Origin of the sequence: Halogranum rubrum, assembly GCF_900114455.1 — an archaeon.
GTDB lineage: Archaea > Halobacteriota > Halobacteria > Halobacteriales > Haloferacaceae > Halogranum > Halogranum rubrum.
Genome location: NZ_FOTC01000004.1, coordinates 121,147 through 142,178 on the forward strand (window position 1 = coordinate 121,147; position 21,032 = coordinate 142,178).

Annotated in this window: 14 protein-coding genes; 8 read left to right on the forward strand and 6 right to left on the reverse strand. The window is 63.1% G+C overall.

The window, feature by feature from the left end:
- Nucleotides 1-19: 19 nt before the first annotated feature.
- The gene (locus tag BM083_RS16590; RefSeq protein WP_089870947.1) at nt 20-1,063 is read right to left on the reverse strand and encodes a zinc-dependent alcohol dehydrogenase; all 1,044 of its coding nucleotides are present in this window, start codon (nt 1,061-1,063) and stop codon (nt 20-22) included.
- A 97-nt stretch (nt 1,064-1,160) separates the two neighbouring features.
- Between BM083_RS16590 and BM083_RS16595 the strand changes: the two genes are divergently transcribed.
- The 3 genes from BM083_RS16595 (at nt 1,161) to BM083_RS16605 (ending at nt 5,999) form a co-directional block, all read left to right on the forward strand.
- The gene (locus BM083_RS16595; protein ID WP_089870748.1) at nt 1,161-1,934 is read left to right on the forward strand and encodes an SDR family NAD(P)-dependent oxidoreductase; all 774 of its coding nucleotides are present in this window, start codon (nt 1,161-1,163) and stop codon (nt 1,932-1,934) included.
- Nucleotides 1,935-2,556: 622 nt separating this feature from the next.
- On the forward strand, nt 2,557-4,383 hold the full coding sequence (locus tag BM083_RS16600) for a rhamnogalacturonan lyase (protein ID WP_089870949.1): 1,827 nt from the start codon (nt 2,557-2,559) through the stop codon (nt 4,381-4,383).
- Between the two features lie 179 nt (nt 4,384-4,562).
- Complete coding sequence (locus BM083_RS16605) at nt 4,563-5,999, forward strand: sulfatase family protein (protein WP_089870951.1); 1,437 nt, start codon at nt 4,563-4,565, stop codon at nt 5,997-5,999.
- 5 nt (nt 6,000-6,004) lie between these two features.
- On the opposite strand, the gene BM083_RS16610 is transcribed toward BM083_RS16605, so the two are convergent.
- Nucleotides 6,005-7,927: an ABC transporter ATP-binding protein gene (locus BM083_RS16610; protein ID WP_089870750.1), complete on the reverse strand. Its 1,923-nt coding sequence runs from the start codon at nt 7,925-7,927 to the stop codon at nt 6,005-6,007.
- Nucleotides 7,928-8,095: 168 nt separating this feature from the next.
- Here BM083_RS16610 and BM083_RS16615 point away from each other — a divergent pair, with 168 nt between their 5' ends.
- A complete protein-coding gene (locus BM083_RS16615) occupies nt 8,096-10,963 on the forward strand; it encodes a glycosyl hydrolase 115 family protein (RefSeq protein WP_089870752.1) in 2,868 nt (955 codons plus the stop codon).
- Nucleotides 10,964-11,045: 82 nt separating this feature from the next.
- The gene (locus tag BM083_RS16620; RefSeq protein ID WP_089870754.1) at nt 11,046-12,113 is read left to right on the forward strand and encodes a mannonate dehydratase; all 1,068 of its coding nucleotides are present in this window, start codon (nt 11,046-11,048) and stop codon (nt 12,111-12,113) included.
- Between the two features lie 19 nt (nt 12,114-12,132).
- Here BM083_RS16620 and gfo6 read toward each other — a convergent pair whose 3' ends face one another.
- Both gfo6 and BM083_RS16630 read right to left on the reverse strand, forming a co-directional pair.
- Complete coding sequence (gene gfo6 / locus BM083_RS16625; protein ID WP_089870757.1) at nt 12,133-13,218, reverse strand: D-xylose 1-dehydrogenase Gfo6; 1,086 nt, start codon at nt 13,216-13,218, stop codon at nt 12,133-12,135.
- Between the two features lie 165 nt (nt 13,219-13,383).
- Complete coding sequence (locus tag BM083_RS16630; protein WP_089870759.1) at nt 13,384-15,213, reverse strand: DUF2264 domain-containing protein; 1,830 nt, start codon at nt 15,211-15,213, stop codon at nt 13,384-13,386.
- Nucleotides 15,214-15,347: 134 nt separating this feature from the next.
- On the opposite strand from BM083_RS16630, the gene BM083_RS16635 reads away from it, so the two are divergent.
- The 3 genes from BM083_RS16635 to BM083_RS16645 all read left to right on the forward strand — a co-directional run bounded on the left by BM083_RS16635 (nt 15,348) and on the right by BM083_RS16645 (nt 18,302).
- Entirely contained in the window at nt 15,348-16,289 is a 942-nt protein-coding gene (locus tag BM083_RS16635; protein WP_089870761.1) for an alpha/beta hydrolase, read from the forward strand.
- 87 nt (nt 16,290-16,376) lie between these two features.
- Nucleotides 16,377-17,369, forward strand: a complete 993-nt coding sequence (locus tag BM083_RS16640) for an SGNH/GDSL hydrolase family protein (RefSeq protein WP_089870762.1) — start codon at nt 16,377-16,379, stop codon at nt 17,367-17,369.
- A 57-nt stretch (nt 17,370-17,426) separates the two neighbouring features.
- Nucleotides 17,427-18,302 (forward strand): amidohydrolase family protein, encoded by an 876-nt coding sequence (locus BM083_RS16645; protein WP_089870764.1) that lies wholly within the window; start codon nt 17,427-17,429, stop codon nt 18,300-18,302.
- 499 nt (nt 18,303-18,801) lie between these two features.
- Here BM083_RS16645 and BM083_RS16650 read toward each other — a convergent pair whose 3' ends face one another.
- Both BM083_RS16650 and BM083_RS16655 read right to left on the reverse strand, forming a co-directional pair.
- Nucleotides 18,802-19,833 (reverse strand): zinc-dependent alcohol dehydrogenase, encoded by a 1,032-nt coding sequence (locus BM083_RS16650; RefSeq protein WP_089870766.1) that lies wholly within the window; start codon nt 19,831-19,833, stop codon nt 18,802-18,804.
- Between the two features lie 111 nt (nt 19,834-19,944).
- Nucleotides 19,945-20,943 carry a Gfo/Idh/MocA family protein gene (locus BM083_RS16655; RefSeq protein ID WP_089870768.1) on the reverse strand — a complete coding sequence of 333 codons (999 nt, stop codon included), beginning with the start codon at nt 20,941-20,943 and terminating at the stop codon, nt 19,945-19,947.
- Between the last annotated feature and the right edge of the window lie 89 nt (nt 20,944-21,032).

Sequence of the window (21,032 nt, forward strand, 5' to 3'; positions counted from 1 at the left end):
TGTGAAAAACGTGACTCGCTCAGTCGTGGAGGACAGAGACGTCGAAGACGGGTTTACAGGTCTCGCCGGCGACGAACGCCTCGAACGCTTCGTCGGCGTCAAGTAGCGAGAAGCGGTCGTCGATGAACGTCTCGGCGTCTACGTCGCCGCGGTCGATGAGTCTGAGCGAGCGTTCGAAGTCCTCGTACATCGAGGCGTAGGAACACTGGAGGTCGATTTCCGCTCTGACGAGCGGAGAGTACTCCATCGTCGTCTCACCCGTTTGACCGACGAGAACGATCTGGCCGCCTTTCCGGACCGCTTCGGCCGCCGACGTGAGACCGGACGGGTGGCCAGTCGTATCGAAGACGACGTCGTATCCGACCCCGTCGGTCAGTTCGTCACGACGAGCGTCCACGTCGTCTTCGGTGACGTTGATCGTCTCGAACCCGAGTTCCTCCGCGAGAGGGAGTCGGTAGGAGCCATCTTGTCCAACACCAGCGACGACGACAGTTCCACCCTGCGAATCGGCAATCTGTGCCGTGAGCAGTCCGATAGGCCCCGGCCCTTCGACGAGGACTCTATCGCCGGACGTGACACGGGAGTTCTCGATGACCGCTCGGGCCCCGATACTCGTCGGTTCGACCACGGCAGCGTGCTGTTGGTCGACCGAGTCAGGGACCGGATGCAGCGCGTCCTCCGGGACGGCGACGAACTGTTCGTAGGCACCGTCGTGGTCAACTCCGGTAATGACGGCGTTCTGGCAGACGTTCGACTCCCCAACGTTGCACTGATAGCACTCGCCACAACCGCGTATCGGTCGTTCGACGACGCGGTCTCCGACTTCGAACTTCGTGACGTCGTCTCCGACTTCGACCACATGGCCTGCGTACTCGTGTCCAATGACCGTCGGGAGGTTCATTCGCTCGAACGCCGACTCGAACTCGTAGATACCTGCATCACTGCCACAGAGGCCAGCGTAGTCGACTTCCACTAGTGCCTCGTCGGCGGCGGGTTCCGGACGAGTGCGGTCGACCAACTCCATCGCTCCGTGGCTCCGTCGGACCTTAGCTAATCCACGCATACGCGTTTCGACCCGTTGAAGAGTCATAGTTCTATGGTTAGAACGGTACGGTTCGGCTTCCACAAGCATCATATAGTCACACAGTAACACAGTTGCCATGGATTCGTACGAGCACACTCCCGTCACCGTGAGTGACAAACGGGCCGTGGTAATCGGGGGAACCAGCGGTATCGGACAAGCAATCGCACTCGGATTCGCAGCAGAGGGTGCGGACGTCGTCGCGACCAGCAGACGAGAGAGCGCCGTCGACGAGACGGCGACGGCCATCGAAGAACGCGGGGCGAACACCACCCGAGTCACGTGCGACGTAACGGACGCCGCCTCGTTAGAGGACGTTCGGGAGACTGCCGTCGAGACGCTCGGTGGTATCGACGTCGTTGTCGCCTCGCAGGGGGCGATATCGCGCGACGAGGTTCTGGAGATCGAGGACGAAAGCTGGGACTTCGTCACCGACGTCGCTCTCGACGGTGTGCGACGCGTCACGCAAGCGATGGTTCCGGGCATGGACGAGAACGGGTCGATTATCAACATCTCTTCGCTTGCCGCTCGACTGTCGATGTCGAATCTTCCGGCTTACTCGGCGGCCAAAGGCGGTGTAGAAGCGTTCACTCGTGCGTCGGCGAAGGAACTCGCGCCGTCGGTTCGAGTCAACGCCATCGCACCGGGGTTCGTCATCACCCCACAGAACGCCGAAACGTACGCCGAGGGAACCGAGAAGCGAGCGAAGATAGACGACCGAACGCCACTCGGTCGCGTCGCCGAACGCGAAGAAGTGGTCGGGGCAGCCGTCTATCTGGCTAGTGACGCCGCTTCCTACGTGACCGGCGAAGTACTCACCGTAGACGGGGGGTTCGCTGACAGCGCGTTCTGAGCCTCTCGCTCGGCCTTTCGTCTCCTCGGGAGTCGCAAACGTTCTTGGCGACGACTCGTCGAGACGGGAGGGAGAGTACTGTCCTCGCGTGATTCGTGTCCGGCATCTCCGGATAGTCCGCGGTGTTTGACGCGGGATTCGTCGCTTACAGCGCAGATAGATTCGAGGTATTTCCGAGAGAATACAATAGCTATCGACCGACCGAACACCAATCGGCATCTCGCCAGTCAGTTCGGCAACCGTTCTCGACTACCACAGAACAACTATTCAGAGATAGACGAGTACGGTAATGTCGTACGTACGTCGACAGCGACCGGCGGCCGCGCACGTCGAGGTGCACTTAGCGGACTAGAAGTATGCTCTCGTCTCAGGATAGTGAGAGACGACAAGGCCCTAATATACATTTAAGTTTGGCCCATAATTTTATATTGGTTAGTTAAGAATAGCGGATGGTGCTCGAGAGACAATGACAAACTCGAACGACAGACAGTATCGAAGTTATCGACGCGAGTTCTTGAGTGGTGTTGCAGTGGGAACGGGAGCGCTCGCAACGGGCGCTGTCGGGTCCGTAACGGCAACTGGCCCCGGCAACTCCGAAGAGAACGGGTCGTCCACGCGCCAGATGGAGTCCCTCGACCGGGGAGTCGTAGCAGTTCCCGTCGATGGTGGGGTTCTCGTCCGGTGGCGGCTGTTCGGTACAGAGCCGACTGATCTGGGCTTCCACGTCTTCCGTGACGGAGACCGAGTGAACAACAAGCCGATTACCGACAGCACGAACTACCTCGATAGTGACGGAACGACAGAGTCCACGTACGCGGTCCGACCGGTCGGCGTCGGCCGAGCAGGTGGCGAAACAGGCGGTGGGCGCACCCACAGCGCCAAGCCGGGGATGTCGAAGTCCGTCGAGGTCTGGGACGAACAGTACAAAGAGATTCCACTGAACAAACCGGACGCCGTCGAAGGAGAGAACGGTGATAGGGTCACGTACCACGCGAACGACGCGAGCGTCGCCGACCTCACAGGCGACGGGACGCTCGACATCGTCCTGAAGTGGTCGCCTTCGAACGCGAAAGACAACTCGCAGACCGGCCACACGAGCGACGTCCTCCTCGACGGGTACACGATGGAGGGGGAACAGTTATGGCGCGTCAATCTCGGACAGAACATCCGGGCTGGTGCACACTACACGCCGTTCCAAGTGTACGACTTCGACGGCGACGGAAAGGCCGAACTCGCCGTCAGAACGTCGGACGGAACCACCGATGCGACGGGAACCGTCATCGGAGACCCGGACGCAGACTACGCCAACGAGAACGGGTACGTCCTCGAAGGGCCGGAGTATCTCACCGTCTTCGACGGAGAAACGGGTGAGGCACTGGCGACGAAGCCGTTCGAACCAGCACGCGGTGACGTCTGCGACTGGGGAGACTGCTACGGAAATCGCGTCGACCGATTCCTCGCGGGAACGGCGTATCTCGACGGCGAGCGTCCGAGCATCGTCATGACGCGCGGCTACTACGCGAAGACGATGTTGGCGGCGTGGGACTTCCGCGACGGCGAACTCACCTCTCGCTGGATCTTCGACAGCACGGACGGCTATCCGGAGTACGAAGGGAAGGGTGCACACAGTCTCGCGACGGCGGACGTCGACGGCGACGGAAAAGACGAAATCGTCTACGGTGGAGCGGTCATCGACCACGACGGTAGCGGACTGCACACGACGACGATGGTCAACCCCGACGCGCAACACTGTGGGGACTTCCTCCCGGACCGCGAAGGGTTGGAGATATTCGTTCCGTCGGAGTACCCGCCCGAAGGTGCGCCGAGTGCGTCGATGCGCGATGCGGCCACGGGTGAGTACATCTGGGCTGCCGACGGAGACGACGTGGGTCGGGCGATGGTCGCCGACGTCGACCCCGCGTACAGAGGGGCCGAGGCGTGGGCGTCCGGCGGTGTCGGGACGTGGACGGCGAACGGCGAACAGATCCGCGAAGAGCCGATCAGTTCGATCAACTCCGCGGTCTGGTGGACCGGTGACCTCCATCGAGAGTTACTCGACCACGACTGGAACACAGAGCAGAACTACGGCGTCGGAAACCTCGCGAAGTGGAACCCCGAGACCGAAACGCTCGACCGATTGAAGACGTTCGACGGGACACGCTCGAACAACTGGACGAAGGGGAACCCCTGTCTCTCCGGCGACATCCTCGGCGATTGGCGTGAGGAAGTGCTCTGGCGTCGCGAAGACAGCGAGGCGTTGCGTCTATACGCCACGCCCTACGAGACCGACCACCGTCTGTACACGCTGCTACACAATCCGCAGTACCGGACCGGAATCGCGCGACAGAACGCGGGTTACAACCAACCACCGTGGCCGAGTTACTTCCTCGGTCACGAGATGGAAGAGCCACCGATGCCCGACATCGAACTCGTCTCGACCGACGACTGAACGACGCTCACTCGCCGTCGCACCACCTGCTCGACGACGGAACCGTGTTCGAGGAGGGGCCGCGAGGTAGACGACGGGGCGATAGCGACGGCGACGTTCGGGCGACCCAACTTCTGCGAGACGGCCGAAGTACCGCAGTGTGACTGGTCTTTATGCTCTCGGTATACGAAGCGGGGACGATGCGTTCTGCCAGCCCTAACGTCCTGTTCGTGATGACGGACCAACAGCGGTTCGACACGATTCGGGCACTCGGTAACAGCCGAATCTACACGCCGAACATCGACCGCCTCGTCGGACGAGGCGTCTCGTTCACGAACGCCTACTCGGCGGACCCGATCTGTATTCCGGCTAGACACACCATCCGAACCGGCTGTGAAGCGGTGACGACTGGCTATCTCGGAAACGAGAAACGCGATGCGACACACCTCGAAGACCGCTGTGGTCCCTTCCTCGCACGCGCGATGGGTGCTCGTGGCTACCGGACGTTCCTCGTCGGAAAGTACCACGCCCACCCTCGTGATATCGACCTCGGCTACGACACTCGCCTCAGCGTCGAAGCGTACAGAGCCGACACCGGTCACGAGGTCAAGACGACTGCCCGTCAAGGGGCGATGGTGCATCTCCCCCAGCAGAATACGCTTCCGAGAGACTCGAACTACGAGGCGTGGATGACCGACCGCGCGGTCGAGTGTATCGAACGAGAGAGCGAAGAGCCGTTCTTCGGACTCGTCTCGTACGAACCACCGCACCCGCCGTTCGCACCGTCGGCACCGTTCGACCGGATGTACGACCCCGACAGGCTCTCGAACCCAGTGAAAGGGGACCCGGACGTCGACCACATGGACGAGAAGATTCCAGCCCAGAACGATCACTTCTGGACCACACGCGACGGCGGTATCGACGACACGATCGTCCGGGTCATCAAAGCGTACTACTACGGGATGATTTCGGAAGTCGACCGTCATATCGGCCGTCTAATCGACGCTGTCGAGGGACGCGAGGACGGTGACAACACCCTCGTCTGTTTCTTCTCTGACCACGGCGAACTTCTCGGTGACCACCGTGGATGGGAGAAGTCGTCGTTCTTCGAGTCGTCGTGTCGCGTCCCGTTTCTCGTGAGTTGGCCGGCGGAACTCCCGCGCGGAGAACGGCGCGACGACCTCGTCACGCTGACCGACCTGTTCGGAATCGCGACGACGGCCGCCGGAGAACCGAATCTACGGGACGGTGTCGACGTCCTCGGCGTGATACGCGGCGACGCCGAACCGCGTGAGCGGCTGTTCGGCTACCACCGTACCCCACGGTTGCCGCCGAACTTCACCGCGATGGTTCGAGAAGAAGACTGGAAGTACGTCTTCATGCGCAACGGCGGCCGAGAGCAGTTGTTCGACCTCTCGACGGATCCCAACGAACTCGACGAGTGCAGCGACGCGTTTCCCGAGAAGACGGCCGCTCTTCGGGCGGCACTCGTGGAGAAACTGACCGCCGAAGGACAGACCGAGTTCGTCGAGAACGGACGGCTTCGTCGTGCGCCCTACCAGCAAATCGACATGGGGCGGTTGGTCCGCAAGCCGTATCCGGAGGCCCCGGAGGACGTACTGGCAGAGTTAGAGTGAGGCTGTCAGTCCGACCGCGCGACTCGGTCGACGAACGCCTCGGGTAAGTCGTCGACTTCGCCCGCCTGCACCTTCCAGAGGTTCGCGTACAGTCCGTCCGCCTGCAGTAGCTCCTCGTGGTCCCCGCGTTCGACGATTTCACCGTTCTCTAAGACGAGAATCGTGTCCGCCCCTTTCACCGTCGAGAGACGGTGAGCGATGAGAAACGTCGTCCGGTCGGCCGTAATCCGATCTAGCGACCGTTGGATGAGCATCTCCGTCTCGGTGTCGACGTCGCTCGTCGCTTCGTCGAAGACGAGCACTTCGGGGTCCGTGAGAATGACGCGGGCGATGGCGATGCGCTGGCGTTGGCCACCCGAGAGCTTCACGCCCTGCTCTCCGACCTCCGTCTCGTACCCGTGTCTCAGGTCGGTGATGAACCCGTGGGCTTCGGCCGCCTTCGCGGCTTCGACGACTGCCTCGTCCTCGGCGACGGCGAACGTCCCGTAGGTGATGTTCTCGCGAATCGTGCCGCCGAAGAGGTAGTTCTCCTGGCTCACGTAGCCGATGGCATCGCGGAGACTCGACAGTGAGAGCGTCCGGACGTCGTGGCCGTCGAGTGCGACACGTCCGTCGTCCACGTCGTACATCCGCATCAGCAGTTGCAGGACGGTCGACTTCCCGGCCCCCGTGGGACCGACGAGCGCAACCGTCTCTCCAGGGTCGACTTCGAAGTCGATGCCCGTGAGTACGGGGTCGTCTCCCGCGTCGTAACCGAACGTCACGTCGTCGTACGCGACGCGTCCGTCCGGAGCGGTCAGGTCTCGGGCGTCCGGCGGGTCGTCGACGCCGACGGGCATCTCCTGCAGGCCGACGACGCGCTTCCCGGAGGCGCGGGCGTTCTCGTACTGCTCGATGAACACCGCAATCTGTTTGAGCGGGCCGGTGAATCGCTGGCTCATGAAGAGGAACGTCACCAGCGCGCCGACGGTGAGCGTCCCCGAGAGCAACGGAGGCGGCCCGACGACGACCCAGTAGCCGCCGACGAGGAACGTCACGGCGAACGAGGCGTTCGTGACCAGGCTACTCCCGGGGTGATACACCGTGGCGAGTTTGATTCGGTCCCAGTTCGTCTCGAAGTAGCGGTAGGAGACGTCGGCGACTCGTTCGGACTCGTAGGGTTCGGTGGCCATCGTCTTGATGAGGTCGATACCTCCGAGGTTGTTCTCCAATCGAGTGTTCATCGCGCCGACGCTCCCGCGAATCGCGTCGTAGACCGGTTCCACTCGGCGCATGAACCAGAGGGTGAACAGCGTGAGCAGCGGCACGGCGAGAAGTGTGATGACCGCGAGTTGCCAGTTGAGATAGACCAGAAACGCCGTGATGCCGACGAGCACGGTGACGATTCGCACCGCCCTCGTGAGCGCGTCGTCGAAGAACTGCTCGAAGTTCGAGATATCGTTGTTGAGGATGCTCATCAGCTCGCCTTTCTGCTGGTTGTCGAAAAAGGCCATATCCAGCCGCTGCAGTTTGTCGTACGTGTTCGTCCGCACGACGTACATCAGGTGGTGACTGTAGTAGTCCGTCGTGAGCATCCGGACCGTAGAGAGCACCGCCGTCAGCGCGAAACAGCCGAAGATGAGCGCGAACGAGAACCATAGTTGATCGATTCTCGCGGAGGGAATCCACGCCTCGGGAACGAACGGCAACTGATACGCCGTCTGCTGGGTGAACACGGCGTCGATAGCGACACCCAAGACGAACGGCGGGACGAGCGACGCCAACCGCTCGAACAGCCCCGTGAAGAGTCCGACGCCGAAGTAGCCGAGTCGGTCGGTCCCAAACGCCGAAAAGAGCCTCCAAAGAGGTCGCTCGACACCGTCTCGGTACCACTCGAAGGTATGGCTCTCGTCGGTCACGTCCCGTCTCTCGATGTGGGATGGTGACATATGGCTTTACCTTCCCGCTATTTTCACCGTAGTCTCGTAGTCGTACCGCTTCGGTCCGGCCGACAGCCGACGGAACTCGACGACGAGTCGTCTCTGACCTCGGAGCTGTACGACCGGTGGTCCGAGAACAGGGAGAAGCTTTGTGTGCCCGCTGAGAGAGATGCGTGTATGATTAGCAACACTCCCGTCTCTGACGGAGTGCAACTCGTCTCAGACGGCGTTACAGCGGACGTATACGTCGACGAGAGCGACGCCGACGTCGTGAACATCGCCGCCGAAGATTTCCGAGCGGACGTCGAGCGAGTCACAGACTATCGACCCGAACTCGTCACCACACTCGACGACCTCTCGTCTATCGCCGTTATCGTCGGAACGGTCAGAAGCGCCGAGGGCATCCATCGCTGTCTGGACGACTGTGACGGCGTCGACGTCGAGGCGTTAGCCGACGAACGAGAGAGTTTCGTCATTCAGACGGTCGAGGACCCGCTTCCGAACGTTCGTTCTGCCGTCCTGATTCTCGGGAGCGACCGACGCGGAACCGCGTTCGGCGTCTACGAACTGTCGAAGCAGGTCGGTGTCTCGCCGTGGTACTGGTGGGCGGACGTCGCTCCCGACAGTCAGGAGACGGTCGTCGTCGAACCCGGTACGTATCGCTACGGCCCGCCATCGGTCGCGTACCGTGGAGTCTTCCTCAACGACGAGGACTGGGGCCTCCGACCGTGGGCGTCCGAGACGTTTGCGCCGGAAGAGGCCGCCGAGCGACCCGGACTCGGGCCGACGACCTACGCCAAGATTTTCGAACTCCTGCTCCGACTCAAGGCGAACACGGTTTGGCCCGCGATGCATCCGGGGACGAAGGCGTTCTACCGCTACCCCGAGAACGCCGACATCGCCGACCAGTACGCTATCGTCGTCGGGACCTCACACTGTGAGCCGATGCACCGGAACAACGTCGACGAGTGGGAGGAGTCGTTCGGCGAGTGGAACTACGCGACCAACCGCGGCCGCGTGCTGGAGTACTGGCGCACACGGGTCGAGTCGGTCTCGGCGTACGAGAACGTCTTCACGCTCGGGATGCGCGGCATCCACGACTCGGGGATGCCGGGCGGCGACACGGAACCGGAGACCCGCGAGTTACTTCAGGCGGTCCTCGACGACCAGCGACAGCTGTTGGCGACGACGCACGACCGCCCAGTCGAAGCGATTCCACAGGTGTTCTGCCCGTACAAGGAGGTCCTCGACCTCTATCGGAGCGGGCTCGACGTCCCCGACGACGTCTGTCTGATGTGGCCAGACGATAGCCACGGCTATCTCCGTGAGCTCCCGACCGAAACAGAGCGGGCGCGAGCCGGCGGGTCGGGTGTCTACTACCACCTCTCCTACTGGGGCCGTCCACACGACTACCTCTGGCTGTCGAGCGTCCCGCTCGGCGTCGTCTCGACGGAGATGCAGAAGGCGTACGACGCCGGGGCGCGGGAGTGCTGGGTGGTGAACGTCGGCGACATCAAGCCGACCGAGAAGGAACTGGAGTTCTTCCTCGACCTCGCGTGGGACGTCGACCTCGGTGGTCACGAGTCACCAACCGCGTGGCTGTCCGACTGGGCGGCCCGTGAGTTCGGCGACGCCCACGCCGGCGAGGTTGCCGACATCCTGTCCGAGTACTACCGACTTTCGCTCGCCCGTAAACCCGAGCACATGGGTTGGTCGAGAGTGTATCCCGACACACAGCCCGGCGACCCCGAGTTCAGCTTCACCCACGCGGGCGACGAGGCTCACCGTCGACTGCGGGCGTTCGCCGACCTTGCCGAGCGGGCGGAAGCAGTCTACGATGCACTCCCGGCGGCACGACAGCCGAGTTTCTACCAGTTGGTGCTGTACCAACTGCGGTGCAGCGCCGCGATGTCCGAGAAGTATCTCCACGCGGCGCGAAGCCGCTTCTACGCCGACCACGGGCGTGTGAGTGCGAACCGATACGCCGACGCCGCGTTGGATGCGCACGACCGAATCCGAGCGGAGACCGACCACTACAACGAGACGCTGCTCGACGGTAAGTGGGACGGGATGATGTGCGCCTCACCGCGGGACCTCCCCGTCTTCGACCCACCCGAGGTGGACCGGGTCACACCGAACGAAGGTTCGGCACTCGGCGTCGCCGTCGAAGGACGTCGCCACCCACTCGACGGTGGCGCAGAGCCCGATGGAGTCCACGGGAAGTTGCCGACGTTCCACGCCGACGTCGAGCGTACGCACTTCGTCGACCTGTTCAACCGCGGTGACACACCGTTCGGATGGGCGGCGGCGACGAGTCACGACTGGATCGACCTCGGCGACGAGACGGGGACCGTCGCCGACGAACGTCGCCTCCGGATCAGCGTCGACTGGGAGGCGATGCTCGAAACTCGGGAGAAGGGGACGATAACGGTCACTGGCGCGGGTGCGACGTATCGAATCGGCGTCGAGGCAAGCCGATCGACACACGACTCCGAGCGAGACGTAGCCGCAGACTTCGTCGAGGTGGACGGCGTCGTCGCCATCGAAGCCGAACACGCCAGTCGGACGACGACGGGGTCGCCCGGGCGGTGGGTGTCCTGTGACGCTCCCGGTCGGCTCTCGGGGGCGACCGTGTGCACCGAGCCGACGCGCTTTCCGAGTCACGACTCACGCGCCACCGCTCCGTGTCTCGAATACGACGTCGCACTCGACTCGTACGGGACGGCGACCGTCGACGTGCAGTGTCTCCCCACACAGGCGCTGAACGACCATCGAGACCTCCGGTACGCCGTCGCGTTCGACGACGGTCCTCGAACTGTCGTCTCTGTCGACCCGGAGGGCGACGAACACCACCCGGAGTGGCAAGCGAACGTGTTGCGCGGCGCTGCAATCGGCACGTCCGAACACGACGTCGACGCCGCCGAAGCACACACGCTCCGGCTGTGGGCGCTCGACCCCGGACTCGTCGTCGACCGAGTCGTCGTCTACACCGACGCCGAGCGAGCGACGTACCTCGGTCCGCGCGAGACGGCCATCGACGACTGAGTTCGTTCGAGTCCGCCCGTTCACCGCACGGAGACGAGCCCCGAACCGGAGCTTTTTGTCCCCGCTCGACGGTCATACGAATATGACACAGCCCACGTCTGACTCGGGAACGGCGGCCGGTTCGAACGTCCGCGTCGGTGTCCGGACCCGCTCGCTCGCCGATGCTCGACTCCAGTTCGTCCGCCAACTCGGTGCGACGGACGTCTTCGTCGACCACGCCGACGTCGAGGAGGAACCCGACGACTTCAACGACCGCGACGGCGGGGAGACGCTCGCCGTCGGACGCGACAGGATTCCGACGGTCGAAGAACTCGTCACCGCTCGCGAACGAGTCGAAGCGGCCGGTCTCTCGCTGACGGGTATCCAGTCGCTCCCCTACTCGCTCTACGGCGACATCATGTTCGGTCGCGACGGGGCCGACACGGCGCTCGACCAGATCACGACGCTGATTCGGAACCTCGGGGAAGCAGGGGTCCCGATTCTCGGCTACCAGTGGAACCCGCGTGGCGTCGTCCCGATGCGAACGACACCGGTGACGCTCCGCGGTGAGGCGGTCGGAACCGCCTTCGACCTCGACGAACTCGACGACCCCGACGCGCTCGCACCGGGTCTCGACAGGGCATACACCGAGGCAGAGTTCTGGGACAACTACGAGCGGTTCCTCGAAACCGTCCTCCCGGTCGCCGAGGAGGCGGGCGTGCGACTCGCGCTCCACCCCGTCGACCCTCCGGTGCTGGAGTCGTTGGGTGGCATCCCGAGACTCTTCCGCAACGTCGAGAACTTCGAGCGGGCGATGGATCTCGTGCCGAGCGACAACCACGGCCTGAAGCTCTGTCTCGGTTGTTTCTCACAGATGGGCGAGGACGTCGAGGCAGTGCTCAGACGCTTCGGTGAACGCGACGACATCGTCTTCATCCACTTCCGCGACGTCGTCGGGACCGTCCCGAAGTTCCACGAGACGTTCGTCGACGAGGGGAACTTCCACACCGCCGACGTCGTTCGGACGCTCGACGACATCGGCTACGACGGCGTCGTGATTCCAGACCACGTCCCGAAGATGGCCGGGGACGACGACTGGCGACATCGAGCGCGTGCGTTCACCGTCGGCTACCTCCGCGGTGTCGTCGACAGCGTCGCGTCCGAACGCTGAGGCCGGACCTCCGAGACCGTTAACGCGTCTCGATTTCGACCCGTTCGCCCGTCTCGTCCGACCGGTGAATTGCCTCGACGACCGTCATATCGAAGAGGCCGTGTTCGCCGTCGGGATGAATCTCGGCGTCGCCGAGTAGTCGGTCGGCGAAGTAGTCGAACTCGTACTCCATCTCGTCGACTTCGTCCAGTTCCGTGTGTTCGACGTCGACCGAGAGGTCGCCCTTCTTTACGTGCAGTTGACACTCACCGTGGAACGCGGGACTGAGCTCCAACTGACCCTCGGTTCCGGTTATCCGGAGCATCGTGTCCTGTTGGGCGTTCTGTGAGGCCGTCGAGACCATCTGTATCCCGTCGCCGAAGTCGAGCATGAACGAGGCGCGTTCGTCGTCCAACCCCTCGAACGCCTCGTGTTCGGAGTAGAGTTGGGCTTGGACAGAACGCGGGTCTCGGTCGAGGAGGAAACGGGCCGTGTTGATGGAGTAGATTCCGAGGTCCATCACCGACGTGCCGTAGCCCGTGAGGTCGGGGTTCAGTCGCCACTGGTCGGGGTCCGGGATCATCTCCAGCAACGGCTGGGAGTTGTTGCCGTAGACGTACACGGGGTCGCCGATGAACCCCGACTCGACGAGTTCGCGGGCGCGGCGAACCGCCGGTTCTGTCTGCATCCGATAGGCGACCATCAACGGAACGTCTGCCGTGTCGCAGGCGTCGACCATCCGCTCGGCGCGCTCGACGTCGGCCTCCATCGGTTTCTCACAGAGCACGCCCTTGCCGAGTCTCGCCGCCGTCTCGGCGTATTCGAGGTGGTAGGCGTTCGGCGTCGCGATGTACACCACGTCGTACTCGTCGGCGGCGACACCGTCGTGGAACTCGTCGTACGTGATTCCGGTCTCGACGTCGCTCGTCTGGGCGATGCGCTCGGCTTTCTCTTTCGAACTACTCACCAGCGTCGTCACTTCGCAGAGTGACGAGGCCTCGATGGCCGGAATCGCCACGTCGGTCGTCCACCACCCCAGTCCGACCAGCGCGTAGCGAACCGTCCCCTCGGACTGGGTCTTCCAATCTTGCTCGTCGTACCGTTCGAGCCAGTTGTCGAGTGTCATACGCCCCCATCACCACCGTAGGGCAAAAGGATTCGGTGGCGAAGCGCCCGACTAGACCGCGACTGTCGGCTGTAGTCTCCCTTCGCCACGGTCACGAGACGAACTCGGCCGCCCACACGGGGATGACGACGCTCTCGCCGCGTCGGGCGAAGGGTAGAAGAGCGGTCACAGAGCATCTGTCCGACAGTTCAACAGTGTCTCACCGTCGGACGTCTCGGCTACGACGCCGTCGTCGACCCGTTCGAACGTCGGCCTTCCTCGCCAGACCGTCTCACTGTCGGGACTGGCGACGACTGCCGAAGCGAGCCAGTGTTCGCCCGGTTCGTGCGTCGCCCGCAGCGTCGGGACGACCGTTCGGGGACGAGTGAAGTTGGTGTTCGGATTCTGGGTGACGACGACAGGTGTCCGGTCGCCGAACCCGTCGGTAATCTCGCTCACGCCGTTCGGATAGCGAGCGAGTGCTGTCCCACTCTGACAGACGTGTGTGACGTTCGAGTCGTCGTCGTCACCGGTCTTGTCCGATGCGAACCCGCCTTCTTCGCTGTGGACGAGGCGGTCCGTCTGCAGTCGGTGGACGCGCACGTGCCACGGGAGATTCGGGGCGAGCCACGTCTCGACGCTCACGCCGTCCCACGGGTCCCAGCGAGACCGGAGGGTCGTGCCGTCCATCGCCGTTCTCGTCGCTGAGGCGGGAATCGTGTACTGGTCGCCGTCGAGGCTAAGCGCGAGGGCGCTGTCGTGACCCGCCTGTCCCACTCCGGACGTTCGGTCGGCCACGGAGAAGCCGAACTGCGTCGAGTAGGCGAACTTCGTGTACTTCTCGCGTCCGTGGACGCTGGCCTGTGGGAGCGAGAGCGCGAAGTGGTGGTCGTCGCCTCGGCAGATGACTTTCTTCGCTTCGGGTTGTGCCGTCGTGTCCGGCAGACTCGGGAGTGGCTCCTCGTCGGCCCGCCAGAACGGATGGTCTCGGTCCAGCGCGAGGGGGAGGAACGCTTTCATGGCCCAGTACGGCGAGTTCGGTGAGTTGTACGGCTCGGAGAGTTTCAACGACGGATATCGGTACCCGACCGACAGCAACCCGCCGTCGGTGAATATCGGTTGGTCTAGCCACCAGCGGACGTTCCGCGCCCAGAGTCCGCGAACGACACCCCACGGGAGCGCTTCGACGTCAGCAAACGCCAGCCCGCCCCAGAACGACGCCTGTGCGAAGCGGTAGGTCAGACTCCGTCCGTACGGAAGCGCCCGTCCGTCCTCGTCGAACCAGTGAACGTGCGCAGTCGCAAACGTTTCCGCTCTCGCCCGGAGTCGGTTCGCTCGTTCAGGGTCCTCGTCGCCGGCGACCGTCGCATAGATGAGTCCGTAGAGATGCATCGCCCACGGAAGGTAGTAGTCGACCGGGCTCTTCGCCTCCTCCGGGCCGTCTGCGTACCACCCGTCGCCGAGAGAGAACGTTTCGAGTCGGTCGAGCGTGGACTGGGTGAGTTCCCAGTCGTGACGCGCCCCCACCGACCGGAGTCCTACGTTCACCATCACCCGGAAGAACAGCCAGTTGCTGTCGTGGAGTTCGGCGTCGTTGATCTGGTTCAACCACGTGACCAGTCGTGCCCGTTCGTCCTCCGAGAGCGGGTCCCAGAGGTGCTCCGGCGTGAGCGCGAGGCCGACGCCGATAGCGGCCATCTCGACGTGCTTCTGTGAGTAGTCGTCCGCACTACCCCAGTACTCCTCGTGGGACGGGTCCGTCCCGTTGACGAGTCCGGTCCGAAACAGCGACCACTGGTCGAATTCGCCGTGAACGCCTAACGGAACCAGACCCCACAGCGGCCGTGCGAACCCCTCCAGTTCGGCCGCGACGTCCGGGAACTGAGCCCCGGTCGCCGTCGGTCTCACTCGCGCCCTGCCAGGGCTGACGTGCGTAAGCAGCGGTTCGACGAGTTGGCGCACTGCCCGTTCGAAGTCACGTCGCGTCTGGAGCGGATTCTCTCTCGCTGGATTCATCGGGTGAGTATGCCGACTCCACTCGTAAATATCGTTCTCCAGCCTGAATCCGACGCCGCTCGGTCAGCCACCAGAAGTCACAGAACAGCTATGTCGGAGGCTGTCCATCGTGCGGACGAAGCTGTCACACTCACATGGCCACTCTCCATCCAGAGATACAGACTGTCCTCGAGGAGCACGACGCAGACGGTGTTCCACGACTGAGTTCGCTCTCGGTCGCCGGCGCCCGAGAACTGCAGGCAGAGCTGTTCCAACCCCCCGAAGAGCCGATGCCCGTCGGAAGCATCAGCGAGTACCGCATCCCCGGCCCCGAGTCAGAGATTCCGATTCGCGTCTACGAACCGACGGGGTCGGGACCGTTTCCCGTCCTCGTCTACGTCCACGGCGGTGGCTGGGTCGTCGGTGACCTGGAGGGCGTCGACCCCATCTGTCGGCTCCTGACGGAAACCGTCGGCTGCGCCGTCGTCTCGGTCGACTACCGACTCGCGCCCGAACATCCGTTTCCGGCACCCGTCGAGGACTGCTACGCGGCGACGCAGTGGATAGTAGCGAACCCGGAGGTCGCCCACGCGGACCCGACGCGAGTCGCGGTCGGGGGCGACAGCGCCGGTGGCAACCTCGCCGCGGCCGTCGCCCAACTCGCTCGTGACCGCGGCGGCCCGACCCTCGACTACCAACTCCTGCTCTATCCGGTCACGAACCACGCCTTCGACACCGAGTCGTACGAGGCGAACGCCGAGGGGTACTTCCTGACCAGACGCGACATGCGGTGGTTCTGGGACCTGTATCTCGACGACGAACTCGACGGGAGAAATCCGTACGCCTCCCCGTTGCAAGCACGCGACCTCTCGGGGCTCCCACCGGCGACGGTGATTACGAGCGAGTTCGACCCGCTCCGAGACGACGGCGTCGCCTACGCCGAGCGGTTGTCAGCGGCGGACGTGCCGGTCGAACACCGTGAGTACGAAGGGACGATTCACGGGTTCGTCACGATGCTCGTCGACCCCGACTTAGACGTCGCCAGAGACGCTATCGCCGCGTGCAGCGCGGACCTTCGAGATGCCTTCAGCCGATAGCCAACAGCCGGAGTCGTCTCTCGAGGGCGCACTGTGCGGTACGTCACCAGAAAACGTTTTACCACCCTCCGTGGCAGTAGTTACTAGATGGAGTACGACGACGTCTCGTTTCACAACGTCGGAGAGTTACGGCCCGTCGACGGTAGCGACGGACGAAAGCTGCAGCGCGTCCCCGAGTCCGTTCGACAGTCGCTGAACGAGAAGGCACAGGACGTCATGTACCGACCGGCCGGAGCGGAGATACGATTCGTTCCTACCGACGGGTCGGTCGACGTGACGCTCTCGTCGCCCGACGGAACCTGCGAGGTGGTCCCATTTTGGGGACCGTTCATGAGTTCCGATCACCGTCACCTCGGGACGGAGCCGGAGACGTTCACGTTCGAGGTTCCGGACCGAGTGACCCACCTCAACCCCGACGACTTCGCGTTCGCACCGGGTGTCTGTCGACTCGCGCTCTGGGGCGGGTCGGTGGTCGTCCACGACGTCGAAGGCGCTCGCCGTCCACCGACCGAGGCCGAACTCCCCGACCGGCAGTATCTGGCGTACGGGACGTCCATCACCTTCGGGAGCAACGCGACCGGGGTCAACCTCTCGTACCCGTGGCGACTCGGGGAGTCGCTCGGTGCCGACGTACTCAACCTCGGCTGTCCGGGGTCGGCTTTCTGTGAGCCGGAACTGGCAGACTACGCCGCGAGTCTCGACTACGACGTGGCGACGCTCGCGCTCTCGGTGAACATGATAGCCGTCGGGTTCTCCACAGAGACCTTTCGAGAACGGGCGCGCTACTTCGTCGAGACTGTCGCCGAGGGAAATCCGGACGCCCCCGTCGCCGCCATCACGCTGTTTCCCTTCTTCGCCGACGTCGTCGACGACCCCGAGGCCGACGAGATGGTATCGACCCCGACGGCGTACCGGGAGGCACTCCGCGAGATAGCCGCCGAGGCACCGTCGAACGTCGCCGCGGTGGACGGACCCGACCTCCTCGGCGTCGAGGGACTGACGACGGACCTCGTCCACCCGTCGGACCGCGGGATGGGGCAGATTGCGGCGGGGTTGGCCCGCCACTTCGGCGTCGAGTGACCGGGCGCACCGGCGGAGGAAGATTTAGTACGTCGGTCGGTGGACGTGCATACGACAATGGTACTCGATTCACACACCCACTCGTGGGGGCCGCCGAGTGCGGACCACCCGTGGGTTAACGGGCCAATCGTCGAGAACGACGTCGCCGACTACTCAGTCTCGACGGTCTTTCGGAACGAAGCGCTGTTGGCAGAGATGGACGCCGCAGGTGTCGACGAGGCGGTCGTCGTCGGTTATCCCGTCTGTGAGTGGACGGACAACTGGTACACGGTCGAGGCGGCCGAAGAGCACGACCGACTGTACGGCATCGTCATGGTCGACCAGTTCGCCGACGACGCCGCGCAGACGCTCAGAGACGCGATGGCCGTCGACGACGTACTCGGCTTCCGACTCGGCGGAATCTGTCCGTACGACCGCATGTGGGAGACGTTCGATACGAGCGTCACGTGGCTTCGGGACGCTATCCACGAGACCGAGTTCTGGAACGTTGCCGTCGAGACTGACGCCGTCGTACAAGTGCTCGTCCACGTCGACCAACTGGACCAAGCGGTCGAACTCGTCGAAGCGTATCCCGAGTTGACGTTCCTGTTCGATCACTTCGCCTATGCGGATCCGGAGACGCCACTCGACGAGGGGGGCTTCGACCGGTTCGCCGACCTCGCCGAATACGACTCCGTCGGGGTGAAGATTTCGGAGGTCGTCCACCAGTCGAACACGGGCTACCCGTACACCGACATGCACGACCACGTCCGCTGGTTACTCGACGCGTTCGGCCGCGAACGAGTCGTCTGGGGTTCGGATTTCCCCAACGTCAGCGACGAAGCGAGGTACGAAGAGACGCTGACGTGGCTCGACCACGTCGACGAACTCTCCGACGTCGACCGTGAGTGGCTGACTGGTCGCTCGTTCCGCCGTCTCACGGGTCTCGAATAGCGTCGTCCAGCCCGTTTTAGGTAGTGCGACCATCGCCGAGCGAACAGTCTCTACCTCTAGTCGTCGTGTGCTGAACGAGATTTTGGCGCGAACGTCCGGCATCGTCGGACGAAGAAGCGAAAAACGCAGCCATCCACCGCACTCACGCACGAGACGAACTGTATCTTCCGAATACAGGCAGTGTGGCAGTCTAAGTCGCGCCTATTTCAACCGCACGATTACAGCACTACGGACGTAACACTCTACGCGACGAGGCCGAGCGACGCTTCGACACGACGTTCAGTGTTCGGGAATACCGGACGTGTAGCCTCTCCGCACATGGTCACAGTGGCGCTGTGAACCACTCCGTGGGCAGTTGGACGTATCTGTGGGTGTCACGTTCTATGCGCTATCGAGTGACGTCCGGTAATATCGGATAGTGAGGAGTGTACCGAGTCGGTCGTCAGTGGCCCGTCTGGGGGTCGAGTCCTGTCTCGTAGTCGCTCTCCCGGACTATTGGTTAGTCGGCGAAGCTGAACACGGGTTTGATGACTTCCGAGTTGAGAAACGCCTCGAACGCACGTGCGGGGTTGGACGTCGAGAACGACGTGTCGACGATGTCGTCGGCGTCGATAGTTCCGTTCTCCATGAGACGAAGCGCCTGCTCGAAGTTCGACCACGTCGAGCCGTAGGAGGTGTTGATGTCGATCTCCCCGCGAACGACCGGCGTCATAAACACGTTACTCGGTTCGCCGGGGAGTCCGACGACGACGACCTGCCCGCCTTTTCGTGTGACGTCGATACCTGTCTCGACGCCGCTTCGGTGACCCGTCGTATCGAAGACGACGTCGAACCCGCCGCCGTTGGTCCGACTGTCGACTTCGTCTTCGAGTGAGTGAGACTCGACGTCGATGGTGTCGATGCCGAGACGCCGCATCTGAGGGAGTCGCGACTTCGCGTCTTGTCCGAGACCGGAGAGGAGAACGTTCGCACCCATCGAATCGGCGATAGACGCGACGAGAACACCGATCGGACCGGGGCCTTCGACGAGAACCTGGTCGCCAGGTGTGACGTCCGACTGCGAGAACACTGCTCGAGTCGCGATACTCGTGGGTTCTGTAATCGCAGCGTGACTCAGTGAAACGCTGTCCGGAATCGGATGCAAGTGGTGCGGTTCGACCACCGTGTACTCGGCGTACGCACCGTCACGATGCATCCCAGTAATCGAGAAGTTCTGACACACGTTCTCTTGGCCGTTTCGGCACTGAAAACACTCTCCACAGTGGTGAATCGGTTCTTCGACGACACGCTGACCTTCTCGAATACTCGTTACCTGGTCGCCGACCTCGACGACTTCGCCGGAGTATTCGTGTCCCATGATACGAGGGATGGGAATCCACTCGTATCCACCTTCGTACTTATACGCGTGTGCGTCGCTTCCGCAGAGTCCTGCGGTGTGTACACGTACCAGTACCTCGTTGGGACCGGGTGTCGGTTGTTCGCCTTCCTGAACTTCGACAGCTTCTGGACCGGTTTGGACTATCTGCTTCATACACAAGTAGCTCCTTTCGAGCTTTCGCTACTGCAACTGTGCGCACTAGGTATAAAGATGTTGGGGGGGAACACGACCGAACGGTCCGGAATTCGTCCGTTTCTGGCCCTCTCAGAGCGTGACGTCGACTGTAGTCCCCGTTCGGGCGGCCTCGTACGCCGCTTCGAGCAGCGCCGTCACTCGAAGTGCGTCTTCGGCCGTCGCGGGAGGTTCCGAACCCGTCTCTATCGCCTCGACGAGTGCCTCGAACTTCGTCTGTGTCGCCGCGTCGTCCACCTCGGGCCACGTCCGCTGGCCGTCCTCGTCGACGAGCGAGAGTTCCCGTGGCTCCCACCCTTCGCCTTCGAGATACACCCCGCCCTCCTCGTCCCACAGGTGGATATGTTCCATCGTCCCGGGAGCGATGCCCGAGTCACCGAAAGCGGCGATAGCGCCGTTGTCGAACGTGACCGTCATCGCAGACCGCTTGTCGATACGCTGGTCGTCGTCGTCGAACTCCATCTGAGCCGTGACGGACACCGGCGTCAGTCCGGTCAACCAGAGGACGGACTCGACGACGTGCGTACCCACGCTGAACAGATGTCCGCCACCACCGACCTCCGGGTCCATCCGCCAGTTCGTTCCTCGGTCGTAGTGGTGTCGCCAGTCTTGCGTGAGCGAACCGGTGATGAACGTCGGTTCGAGGTCGCTGTCCTGCCATCTGCGCCGAGCGGCGACGAAACTAGGGTTCAGATGCCGCTGGTAGCCAGCCATCAACACGTTCGACTCGTCTCGAACCCACTGCGCGACTTGCCTCGCTTCCTCGACGTCGACGACGACGGGTTTCTCACAGAGCACGTGGAGACCCCTGTCGAAGGCTTCCCGAATCTGGTCGAAGTGAAACCCGGGCGGTGTCGCGATGATGACGACGTCGAGCGACTCCTCGGCGTACATCGCCGCTTCGTCGGTGTAGAGTGACGATTCGTCGACGTCGAACTCCTCGCTCGCTCGTGAGAGGTTGTCCGTGTTCACGTCGACGACGGCTTCGATTACCCCATTCGAGTGTGCGCGAACCTCGTTCGCGAGGTGGTAGCCGATACCGCCCATGCCGATGATACCAGTTCGGAACATCTCGTGTACCGGCTTTCGCGCGTGCTAATGAGCGTTTTCCTTCACGAGGTCCGACCACCGGCCGGGAAACGCTTATCTTGTGACCGAAA

What these genes read in the sequence shown, in the direction of transcription:
- BM083_RS16655 (WP_089870768.1), bottom strand. Translation starts at nt 20,943, where the DNA reads ATGTTCCGAACTGGTATCATCGGCATGGGCGGTATCGGCTACCACCTC.
- BM083_RS16635 (WP_089870761.1), top strand. Translation starts at nt 15,348, where the DNA reads ATGGCCACTCTCCATCCAGAGATACAGACTGTCCTCGAGGAGCACGAC.
- BM083_RS16630 (WP_089870759.1), bottom strand. Translation starts at nt 15,213, where the DNA reads ATGAATCCAGCGAGAGAGAATCCGCTCCAGACGCGACGTGACTTCGAA.
- BM083_RS16605 (WP_089870951.1), top strand. Translation starts at nt 4,563, where the DNA reads ATGCGTTCTGCCAGCCCTAACGTCCTGTTCGTGATGACGGACCAACAG.
- BM083_RS16610 (WP_089870750.1), bottom strand. Translation starts at nt 7,927, where the DNA reads ATGTCACCATCCCACATCGAGAGACGGGACGTGACCGACGAGAGCCAT.
- BM083_RS16615 (WP_089870752.1), top strand. Translation starts at nt 8,096, where the DNA reads ATGATTAGCAACACTCCCGTCTCTGACGGAGTGCAACTCGTCTCAGAC.
- BM083_RS16640 (WP_089870762.1), top strand. Translation starts at nt 16,377, where the DNA reads ATGGAGTACGACGACGTCTCGTTTCACAACGTCGGAGAGTTACGGCCC.
- BM083_RS16645 (WP_089870764.1), top strand. Translation starts at nt 17,427, where the DNA reads ATGGTACTCGATTCACACACCCACTCGTGGGGGCCGCCGAGTGCGGAC.
- BM083_RS16600 (WP_089870949.1), top strand. Translation starts at nt 2,557, where the DNA reads ATGGAGTCCCTCGACCGGGGAGTCGTAGCAGTTCCCGTCGATGGTGGG.
- BM083_RS16620 (WP_089870754.1), top strand. Translation starts at nt 11,046, where the DNA reads ATGACACAGCCCACGTCTGACTCGGGAACGGCGGCCGGTTCGAACGTC.
- BM083_RS16595 (WP_089870748.1), top strand. Translation starts at nt 1,161, where the DNA reads ATGGATTCGTACGAGCACACTCCCGTCACCGTGAGTGACAAACGGGCC.
- BM083_RS16590 (WP_089870947.1), bottom strand. Translation starts at nt 1,063, where the DNA reads ATGCGTGGATTAGCTAAGGTCCGACGGAGCCACGGAGCGATGGAGTTG.
- gfo6 (WP_089870757.1), bottom strand. Translation starts at nt 13,218, where the DNA reads ATGACACTCGACAACTGGCTCGAACGGTACGACGAGCAAGATTGGAAG.
- BM083_RS16650 (WP_089870766.1), bottom strand. Translation starts at nt 19,833, where the DNA reads ATGAAGCAGATAGTCCAAACCGGTCCAGAAGCTGTCGAAGTTCAGGAA.